Source organism: Microbacterium sp. HSID17254, assembly GCF_003989315.1.
Taxonomy (GTDB): domain Bacteria; phylum Actinomycetota; class Actinomycetes; order Actinomycetales; family Microbacteriaceae; genus Microbacterium.
On the sequence record NZ_RBLT01000065.1, the window covers coordinates 1 to 8,830 of the forward strand.

General features: G+C 72.2%; 10 protein-coding genes. 5 read left to right on the forward strand and 5 right to left on the reverse strand.

The genetic code is table 11. The features are described from left to right. Positions 1-1,104, reverse strand: a 1,104-nt coding sequence (locus D8M34_RS17240; protein WP_126894627.1) for a sensor histidine kinase, incomplete at its 3' end; no start/stop codon positions are given. Positions 1,105-1,237: 133 nt separating this feature from the next. Between D8M34_RS17240 and D8M34_RS17245 the strand changes: the two genes are divergently transcribed. The 5 genes from D8M34_RS17245 to D8M34_RS17265 all read left to right on the forward strand — a co-directional run bounded on the left by D8M34_RS17245 (position 1,238) and on the right by D8M34_RS17265 (position 5,815). After that, positions 1,238-1,891 (forward strand): IMPACT family protein, encoded by a 654-nt coding sequence (locus D8M34_RS17245; RefSeq protein ID WP_085605220.1) that lies wholly within the window; start codon positions 1,238-1,240, stop codon positions 1,889-1,891. A gap of 65 nt (positions 1,892-1,956) precedes the next feature. Continuing rightward, entirely contained in the window at positions 1,957-2,874 is a 918-nt protein-coding gene (locus tag D8M34_RS17250) for a J domain-containing protein (RefSeq protein ID WP_025102778.1), read from the forward strand. Positions 2,875-2,943: 69 nt separating this feature from the next. Further along, complete coding sequence (locus tag D8M34_RS17255; protein WP_025102779.1) at positions 2,944-3,363, forward strand: Fur family transcriptional regulator; 420 nt, start codon at positions 2,944-2,946, stop codon at positions 3,361-3,363. A gap of 64 nt (positions 3,364-3,427) precedes the next feature. Continuing rightward, positions 3,428-4,897, forward strand: coding sequence for a catalase (locus D8M34_RS17260; RefSeq protein WP_025102780.1), 1,470 nt, complete (start codon positions 3,428-3,430; stop codon positions 4,895-4,897). A gap of 117 nt (positions 4,898-5,014) precedes the next feature. Next, positions 5,015-5,815 (forward strand): alpha/beta fold hydrolase, encoded by an 801-nt coding sequence (locus tag D8M34_RS17265; RefSeq protein WP_126894628.1) that lies wholly within the window; start codon positions 5,015-5,017, stop codon positions 5,813-5,815. 88 nt (positions 5,816-5,903) lie between these two features. On the opposite strand, the gene msrA is transcribed toward D8M34_RS17265, so the two are convergent. The 4 genes from msrA to D8M34_RS17285 form a co-directional block, all read right to left on the reverse strand. Further along, on the reverse strand, positions 5,904-6,446 hold the full coding sequence (gene msrA / locus D8M34_RS17270) for a peptide-methionine (S)-S-oxide reductase MsrA (RefSeq protein ID WP_025102782.1): 543 nt from the start codon (positions 6,444-6,446) through the stop codon (positions 5,904-5,906). After that, a complete protein-coding gene (msrB, locus tag D8M34_RS17275) occupies positions 6,443-6,910 on the reverse strand; it encodes a peptide-methionine (R)-S-oxide reductase MsrB (RefSeq protein WP_126894629.1) in 468 nt (155 codons plus the stop codon). The genes msrA and msrB overlap by 4 nt, the downstream gene beginning before the upstream one ends. Positions 6,911-7,017: 107 nt before the next feature. Beyond that, positions 7,018-7,935, reverse strand: a complete 918-nt coding sequence (locus D8M34_RS17280) for a DUF4862 family protein (protein ID WP_161973081.1) — start codon at positions 7,933-7,935, stop codon at positions 7,018-7,020. Continuing rightward, the gene (locus tag D8M34_RS17285) at positions 7,932-8,618 is read right to left on the reverse strand and encodes an N-acetylmannosamine-6-phosphate 2-epimerase (RefSeq protein WP_062765763.1); all 687 of its coding nucleotides are present in this window, start codon (positions 8,616-8,618) and stop codon (positions 7,932-7,934) included. Before D8M34_RS17285 ends, D8M34_RS17280 begins: the two co-directional genes overlap by 4 nt. Positions 8,619-8,830: the final 212 nt, after the last annotated feature.

The window sequence follows — 8,830 nt, forward strand, 5'->3', positions numbered from 1 at the left end:
CCGATCTCGCGACGGGTCGAAGCCGCGACCGTCGTCGACCACGTCCAGCCGCACCGCGTCGCCGGCGTCCGCGAGCGTCACCACCACCCGAGTGGCGCCGGCATGGCTGCGCACGTTGGCGAGTGCGGACTGGGCCGTCCGCAGCAGGGCGACCTCCGCGTCGAGGCCGAGTGCGGGCAGATCCTCGTCGGCATGGAAGGTGGCCGCGATCCCGGTCTCGGCGGTCAGGCGCTCGAGCATCCGGGCAAGGGCGTCGCTCAGCGCGGAGCCGTCCAGCTCAGCGGGCATGAGGTCGTCGACGATGCGCCGGGCGTCGGCGAGCCCTTCCGCGGCGAGCGCCCCGATCTGCCCGAGCGCCCGCTCCCGGCCGTCCTCGTGCTCGGCCGCCGACCGCGCCAGCAGGACGATGGACGACAGGCTCTGGGCGACCGTGTCGTGGATGTCGCGCGACACCCTGGTGCGCTCGGCGGCGGCGCCGGACTCCCGCTGGGTCCGGGCGAGCTCGTCCTGGAGGGCCGCCATCTCCTGCTGCGTCGCGACGAGGGACGCGATGAGTCGCCGCCGCTCCCGCCCGTCGCGGACGAGCTCCAGGTAGCCGCGGGAGATCCCGAGGGCGAAGATGCCGCCCACCAGCGGCCCGATCACGTTCGCGTAGGTGGTCGTCCCGGTGTGCAGCAGCGGCGCGCCGATGACGACGGCGAGGATGAGGATGCTGAGCAGCACAGCCCATCGCAGTCGCAGCAGGAAGCCGGCGAGCAGCCACAGCGAGAACGCGAGCCACACGAATTCCGGCGACAGCGCCACCGCCCCCAGCCAGATGGCCGTGAGCCCCAGCAGCCAGCCGGCGGCGAGCGCCCGGTCGTCCGTGCGGGAGGAGAGCAGGAGCCCGCCGCCGTACCAGCCGAGGAAGGCGAGGGCGGTCGCGAGCAGCCACGGCACCGGGACCCCGTCGGCGAGGGAGCGGACGACGCCGACTACCGTGAGCACGACGGTGATGACGGCCTGGCCGATACGGAGCGACGTGACCAGGCGCCCCCAGGAGCGCGTGCGTGCTCCCGACCGCCCTCCGGGGTGGTCGGTCTCGGCGGTGTCTCCGGTCGGCATGCTGACATTCTCGTCCGCCGGGCCGGTGTGCGCCTCCATCGTTCGGTCGACCCGGTTCGAATCGCCCGATTGGCGGCATCCGGCCCGGATTTGGGACCAATCAGGCGATTCGAACGGAGGTATCGTGGGGCCGATGTCGACACCGCACCCGTTCCCGGCGACGATCGCGGCAGCCGTCGACCACGAGCTCGTCATCCGCAAGTCGCGCTTCCTCACGCACGTCGCACCGGTGTCGACGGTGGCCGAGGCCGAAGCCGTCATCGCGACGATCCGGAAGCGCGCCTGGGACGCGAACCACAACTGCACCGCGATGGTGACCGGTCTGCACGGGGATCAGGCGCGCTCCTCGGACGACGGCGAGCCCTCCGGAACGGCCGGCGTCCCGATGCTCGAGGTCCTCCGGCGCCGCGGCCTCACGGACGTCGTCGCGGTGGTCACCCGCTACTTCGGCGGGGTGAAGCTCGGGGCGGGCGGCCTCATCCGCGCCTACTCCACCGCGGTGTCCGAGACGCTCGACCATGCCGCACTCGTCCGTCGCGCGGCGCTCACCCAGGCGACCGTCGAGGTCCCGCACGCCGAGGCCGGCCGCTACGACAACCTGCTCCGCGACTGGGCGACGTCGCACGGGGCCACGCTCGGCACGCCGACCTACGGGGCCTCCGCCCAGCTCGAGCTGTGGGTGCCCGCCGCCGCGCTTCCGCGCCTGACCGCCGACCTCGCCGCCGCGTCCGGCGGCGCCGTGGCCCCGGTGGCCGGGATCGAGCGGATCGTCGACGTCGCGGACTGAGGCCTCCCGGCGGCCGCACACCGTCCGACGGATATCCTGGACGCCGCGGTCGCGGAAGGAGAGCGATGTTCGACAGTCCGCTCTCGGCCTCGCCGTACGAGATCCTCGGCGTGGATCCGGCCGTCGACGACGCCGAGCTCCGGCGGGCGTATCGGCTGCGACTGCGGCAGACCCACCCCGACACCGGCGGCGACGCGGCCGTGTTCATCCAGGTCCAGCGCGCGTGGGAGCTCATCGGCACCGCGGAGGACCGCGCCGCGTACGACCGCCGCGCAGGCCTGACCGACGACGGCGGCGAATGGAGCGGCTGGCGTCCCCCGACGGTGCGCACCGACACCCGGCCGCGCGCCCGCTCCTACGGGCACCCCGGGGGCTGGCGCCGCGAACGCTACCTCTCCCTGATCCGCGAGTGGGCAGGTCACGGGGTCGAGGTCCCCGACCCGTACGCCCCGGCCCTCGTGCGCGCCGCCCCACGGGAGCTCCGGCGGCTGCTCGCCGACGCGCTGGCGGAGGAGGCCACGGCCCGCACGGTCTCCGACCTCGGCATGGGCTTCACGGTCTGGCACGACGTCGCCGCAGGACAGACCCCCGAGGACAAGCTCGACCACGTGGTGCTCAGCCCGTCCGGCCTCTACGGCGTCATGTCCGAGGACTTCGGCGGGGTCGTGGGGTTCCGCCGCGGGGAGATCACCGGCCCGAGCCTCGGCACGCGGGCCCCGGTCACGGCGGCTCTCGCCCGGATGCGCGCGGTGGCGAAGGCCGCGAAGGTGAAGTTCGGCGGGGCGATCGTGGTGCTCCCCGACGACGACCTCGCCCAGGCGGTCACCCCGCTCGGCAGCAACCGCGGGGTCCCGGTCGTGGTGGTGCGGCGCAGCGCGCTGGCGATGGTCCTGCGGCAGGGCGTCCCCGGGGCGCGGGCCATCGGCGGCAACGAGCTGTTCGATGTCCGCACCCGTCTGCAGCAGACGGTCCGCTTCGTCTGACGGCGGCGACGCGCCCGGCATCGCGGCATGCTCTTTTGAATCACTCAAAACACGTGTAGAGTCGAGGGCATGGAGACGGAACTCGACTCGGCGTTGCGCGACGCCGGGCTGCGTGCGACTGCGGGCCGCGTCGCCGTTCTCGAGGCTCTCGGCTCCATGGCCCACACGGATGCGGAGCGGGTCTACCGCGCCGTGTCCGACGTGCTTCCGACCACGTCGATCCAGTCGGTGCACAACATCCTCGCGGACCTGACGACGGCGGGCCTCATCCGCCGGATCGAACCGGCAGGCTCCGCGGCGCTGTACGAGCGGCGCATCGACGACAACCACCACCATGTCGTCTGCACCTCCTGCGGTGCGGTCGGCGATGTGGACTGCGTCGTCGGCGAGGCGCCGTGTCTCACCCCGTCCTCGACGGGGGGCTTCACCGTGCAGACAGCTGAAGTCACCTTCTGGGGCCTCTGCCCCAGCTGCCAGAACGCCGCGTAGGCGCATCCACCGATCCCCTCCCCGAGGGTCCGTTCGGCATGTCCGCGCGGAGAAGGAGAAGACCATGACCAACCCCACCGACGCGGGCCGTCCGGCCACGACGACGCAGGCCGGAGCGCCGATCGCGAGCGACACCCACTCGCTGACCGTGGGCCCCGACGGCCCCACCGCGCTGCACGACCACTACCTGGTCGAGAAGCTCGCCTCCTTCAACCGCGAGCGGGTGCCGGAGCGCAACCCGCACGCCAAGGGCGGCGGCGCGTTCGGCGAGTTCGTCGTCACCGAGGACGTCTCGAAGTACACCCGTGCGGCCGTGTTCCAGCCGGGCGCCACCTCGGAGACCCTCCTCCGCTTCTCCTCCGTCGCCGGTGAACAGGGCTCGCCCGACACCTGGCGCGACGTGCGCGGGTTCTCGCTGCGCTTCTACACGACCGAGGGCAACCTCGACATCGTCGGCAACAACACCCCGACGTTCTTCCTCCGCGACGCCATCAAGTTCCCCGACTTCATCCACTCGCAGAAGCGCCTCGGCGACTCCGGCCTGCGCGACGCGGACATGCAGTGGGACTTCTGGACCCTCTCGCCCGAGAGCGCCCACCAGGTCACCTACCTCATGGGCGAGCGCGGCCTGCCCCGCAGCTGGCGTCACATGAACGGCTACGGCTCGCACACCTACTCCTGGATCAACGCCGAGGGCGAGGTGTTCTGGGTGAAGTACCACTTCATCTCCCACCAGGGCGTCGAGGCGATGAGCCCGGAGGAGGCCGAGCAGCTGGCCGGTTCCGACGCGGACCACTACCGTCGCGACCTGTTCCAGTCGATCGCCGAAGGCGACTTCCCGAAGTGGGACCTGTACGTGCAGATCATGCCGTACGACGAGGCCAAGGACTACCGCTTCAACCCCTTCGACCTCACCAAGACGATCTCGAAGAAGGACTACCCGCGCATCAAGGTCGGCACGCTGACCCTGAACCGCAACCCGGAGAACTTCTTCGCGCAGATCGAGCAGGCCGGCTTCGCGCCGGGGAACCAGGTGCCCGGTACCGGCATCTCCCCCGACAAGATGCTCATGGGCCGGATGTTCGCCTACCCGGACGCCCAGCGTCACCGCATCGGCGCGAACTACAACCAGCTGCCGGTGAACCAGCCGCACGCCGCCGAGACCCGCAACTACCAACACGAGGGCTCGATGCGGTACCAGTACAACGACGCCGCGCACCGCACCTACCAGCCGAACTCCTTCGGGACCCCCGGCGGCCCCGCGGCCGACCCGGCGAAGGGCATCGAGGTGAACTGGTCGGCGGACGGCGAGCTCACCCGCTCCGCCGCGACGCTGCACGCCGAGGACGACGACTTCGGTCAGGCCGGCACGCTGTACCGCGAGGTCTTCGACGGCCCGCAGCGCGCCCGCTTCCTGGAGGTCCTGACCGGTCAGGGCCGCTCGATCACGGTCGACGCCATCCGCGAGCGCTTCTTCCAGTACTGGACGAACGTGGACGCAGAGCTCGGCGCCGCTCTGCGCGACCGCGTCTGACCCGAGACCCCGGGTTCTCCTCGAAACCCCCTCTCCGCGACACCGCGGGGAGGGGGTTTCGGCGTGTAACCGGGGTCTCGGCGCCAGGGAAGGGAGAAGTGGGGGGAGGATGGTGGGGTGGCTGTTCCCCTCTCCGACCTCACCGAGATGCCCGACCCGCAGCACGTCTACGCGGCGGACGGCACACGACTGGCGACGTACACGTGGGGAGAGCTCGACGCCCCCGTCGTGGTGACCGTGCACGGCTTCGCCTCGGGCGCGCGCGACAACTGGGTGCTCACCGGCTGGGTGCGCGAGCTGACCAGGGCCGGGTACCGCGTGCTCGCACTCGACCAGCGGGGCCACGGGCAGAGCGACAAGCCGCACGAGTCCGACGCCTACGCCATCCGCAACCTCGTGACCGACGTCGAGACCGTCATGGACACGTACCTCGTCGACGATGCGTTCTACCTCGGCTACTCGCTCGGCGCCCGGGTGGGGTGGGAGGTGGCCCGCGAGCTCCCGCATCGGATCGGCCGGGCGGTCCTGGGCGGGGTCCCCGACGGCATCCCCCTCGCGCGTCTGGACCTCGACCAGGTGCGCGCGTACATCGCGGACGGCACCCCGGTGGAGGAACGCACGACGCAGAACTACATCGCGCTGACCGAGCGGGTGCCCGGGAACGATCTGCGCGCGCTCGTCGCCCTGGCGGAGGGACTTCGGGGCTCCGGCACGATCGATCCCGATCCCGCGGACGCCCCGGTCGTGCCGCTGCTGTTCGCGACGGGATCGAAGGACGCGATCATCGAGGGCTCCCGGGCGCTGGCGGCCGCGGCTCCCGATGCCCGTTTCGTCGAGCTCCCGAACCGCCACCACTTCAACGCCCCCGGCTCCCGCGACTTCAAGGAGGCCGCGCTCGGTTTCTTCGCCGAGTCCTGACCCCGCCGAGACCCCGTCTACGCGCCGAGACCCCCTCCTGCACTCGCGTGCAGGAGGGGGTCTCGGCGGGAAAGCGGGGTCTCGGGGATCAGGCGGTGGCGTCCTCGCGCTTCGGGAGGACCCAGCCGGCGCGGGGGAAGTGGCACGTGTAGCCGTTCGGGTACTTGATCAGGTAATCCTGGTGCTCGGGCTCGGCCTCCCAGAACGGACCGGCGGGCTCGATCGTCGTGACGGCCTTACCCGGCCACAGCCCGGAGGCGTCGACGTCGGCGATCGTGTCGCGCGCGACCTGCTCCTGCTCGGGGGTGAGCGGGAAGATCGCCGACCGGTAGCTCGACCCGATGTCGTTGCCCTGACGGTTCAGGGTCGACGGGTCGTGGATCTGGAAGAAGAACGCCAGGATGTCGCGATAGGTCGTCGCGCTCGGGTCGAAGACGATCTCCACGGCCTCCGCGTGACCGGGGTGGTTGCGGTAGGTCGCGTGGTCGTTCTCCCCGCCGGTGTAGCCCACGCGGGTGTCGATCACCCCGGGCTGGCGGCGGATGAGGTCTTCCATGCCCCAGAAGCAGCCGCCCGCGAGGACGGCCGTCTCGGTCCCGGGGGTGCGGGTGATGGTTCCGGTGTCGGTCATGACTGCTCCTCAGAGATGTGGGTGGTGAAGAGGGGGCTGTAGCGACCGTACCCCTCCTTCTCGAGATCCTCCGCCGGGATGAAGCGGAGGGCCGCCGAGTTCATGCAGTAGCGCAGGCCGCCCTCGGCGCGGGGTCCGTCGTCGAAGACGTGACCCAGGTGGCTGTCGGCGCCGGACGACCGCGCCTCGGTGCGGGTCATCCACAGCGTGCGGTCGGTCTTCGTGGTCACGGCGTCGGCGTCGATCGGGCGCGTGAAGCTCGGCCAGCCGGTGCCGCTGTCGTACTTGTCCCGGGAGGAGAACAGCGGCTGCCCGGAGACGACGTCGACGTAGATGCCGTCGTCGTGATTGTTCCAGTAGGCGTTGCGGAAGGGCGGCTCGGTGGCGTCCTGCTGCGTGACCTCGTACTGCAGGTTCGTGAGACCGCTGACGGCCTCGGGGGTCCTGCCGTAGTCGTTCGACATGAGTGGCTCCTTGTCCGACGCCGCTGGCTGCGGCGTCACTGAGGAGAACCAGGGACGAGCCCGTTTTGGTCCCGCGGGGCTGGGAGCGGGCTGAGAGTTTCTCGCGCTCAGCCCGCGTCTCGGACGACGGCGAGGTTCCGTTCCGCGGTGCGGACGATCTCCGCGACCGTGCGATCCTCCGGCCGTCGCGCGACCTTGAGGCCGAGCCAGGGCACGTCGCCCGCGATGCGGAGCCCCGCGCGGACGTGTGCCGCGTCGAGCAGTGACGCGGACGCGGGATGGGTCTCCGCGATGGGCAGGTGCGCGTCCACCCAGGCGGGGCCGTACGGGCTCTCGACCGGCGCGGCCCCGGAGAACGCGAGCCCGGTCAGCAGCCCCGAGGCCGCGGCGTCGGCGATCTGCGCGGTCACCGCGTCCGCGTCTCGCAGCTCGATCGCCGACCGCCCCCAGTTGAGCCAGAGGCCGACCGGGGCGTCGGCGGACCGGATGGCCGCGATCTCGGCAGCGAGCGGGAGGAACCCCTTCTCCGGCGTCTGACCGGGAACGGCGGCGTCGCAGTGCTCGATGACGAGCCGGGCTCCGCTCCAGTCGAACGCCGCGACCTCCTCCAGCGACCGGGCGAGCGCGTCCCCGTCTCCCCTCCCGCGGGGCGCGGTGTGCAGCATCACCACCGCGACCGATGGGGCGCTCTCGGCGGTGAGCCGCGCGACGTCGTCCGCCACGCGCCGCAGATCCGCCACCGCCGCGGCTCTCCCCTCCTCCTGCGGCGAGGCGAGTCCGTACGACGGGTCCTCCGCGAGCCGCCGCATCACGAACGGCACCGGGGTGACCGCGAGGGGCACGCCCGGCACATGGCCGAGGAACCAGGACGGGTCGTGCGGATGGACCGCCCCCATCCACGGCACCTCGAGCCCGGCCACCCCGGGGAGCGCGCAGAGCTGCGGCAGCAGCGCGGCCTCCAGCGCCGGATCCCACCGGGCGTGCGCGGGCGACAGCGGATAGGCGCTGAGGAGCACGGGGGTCACGGACGGGCCTCGGCGAGACTCCGCGCGAACCACGACGTGATGGTGGCCGGATGGGTGATGGCCGTGCCGACGCAGACCGCGTAGGCTCCCGCGGCGATCGCGGCGGCGGCGTGCGCCGGGGTGTGGATGCGCCCTTCCGCGACGATCGGGCGGGTGCAGCGTGCCGCGATGAGGCCGATGAGCTCGAGGTCGGGGCCGTCGCCCTTCGGCCGCTCCCCGGTGTAGCCGGACAGGGTCGTGCCGAGGATGTCGGCGCCCGCGGCTTCGGCGGCGATCGCGTCGTCGAGGGAACCGCAGTCGGCCATGATGAGCGCGTCGGAGTGCGCGCGCAGCCCGACGATGGTCTCCGCAAGGGTACGGCCGTCGGGCCGCGAGCGTCGGGTGCCGTCGATCGCCACGATGTCGGCGCCCGCGTCGGCGACGGCCACGGCATGCTCCAGCGTCGGCGTGATGAAGACGTCGGCATCGCCGTCCTTCCACAGTCCGATGATCGGCACCGGGAGGTCCGCGACCGCCCGGATGTCGTCGGTCCCCTGCACGCGGATCCCGGCGGCACCGCCGACGAGGGCGGCGTCGGCGACCTGCGCCATGGTCCGCGGGTCGCGCATCGCCTCCCCGGGGTAGGCCTGACAGGAGACGATCAGGCCGCCGCGCAGGCGTTCGAGGATGGGGGTCGGTGTCATGGTCGCCTCCAGGCGGATGCCGCGGCTCCTCGCAGCGGCGCGTCGTCGCCGAGGGTTCCCGGCAGGATGGGGGTGTCGTGCAGGGCGTCGTGCTCGCGCATCGGATGGGGCTGGCCTGACCGGCGGCGCTCCGCTCCCCCGCGATACTCTCGGAGCCATGCCCGCCGCCGCCCCCGTGTCCCGTCCGATCGTCGCCGGGATCGTCACGGCGC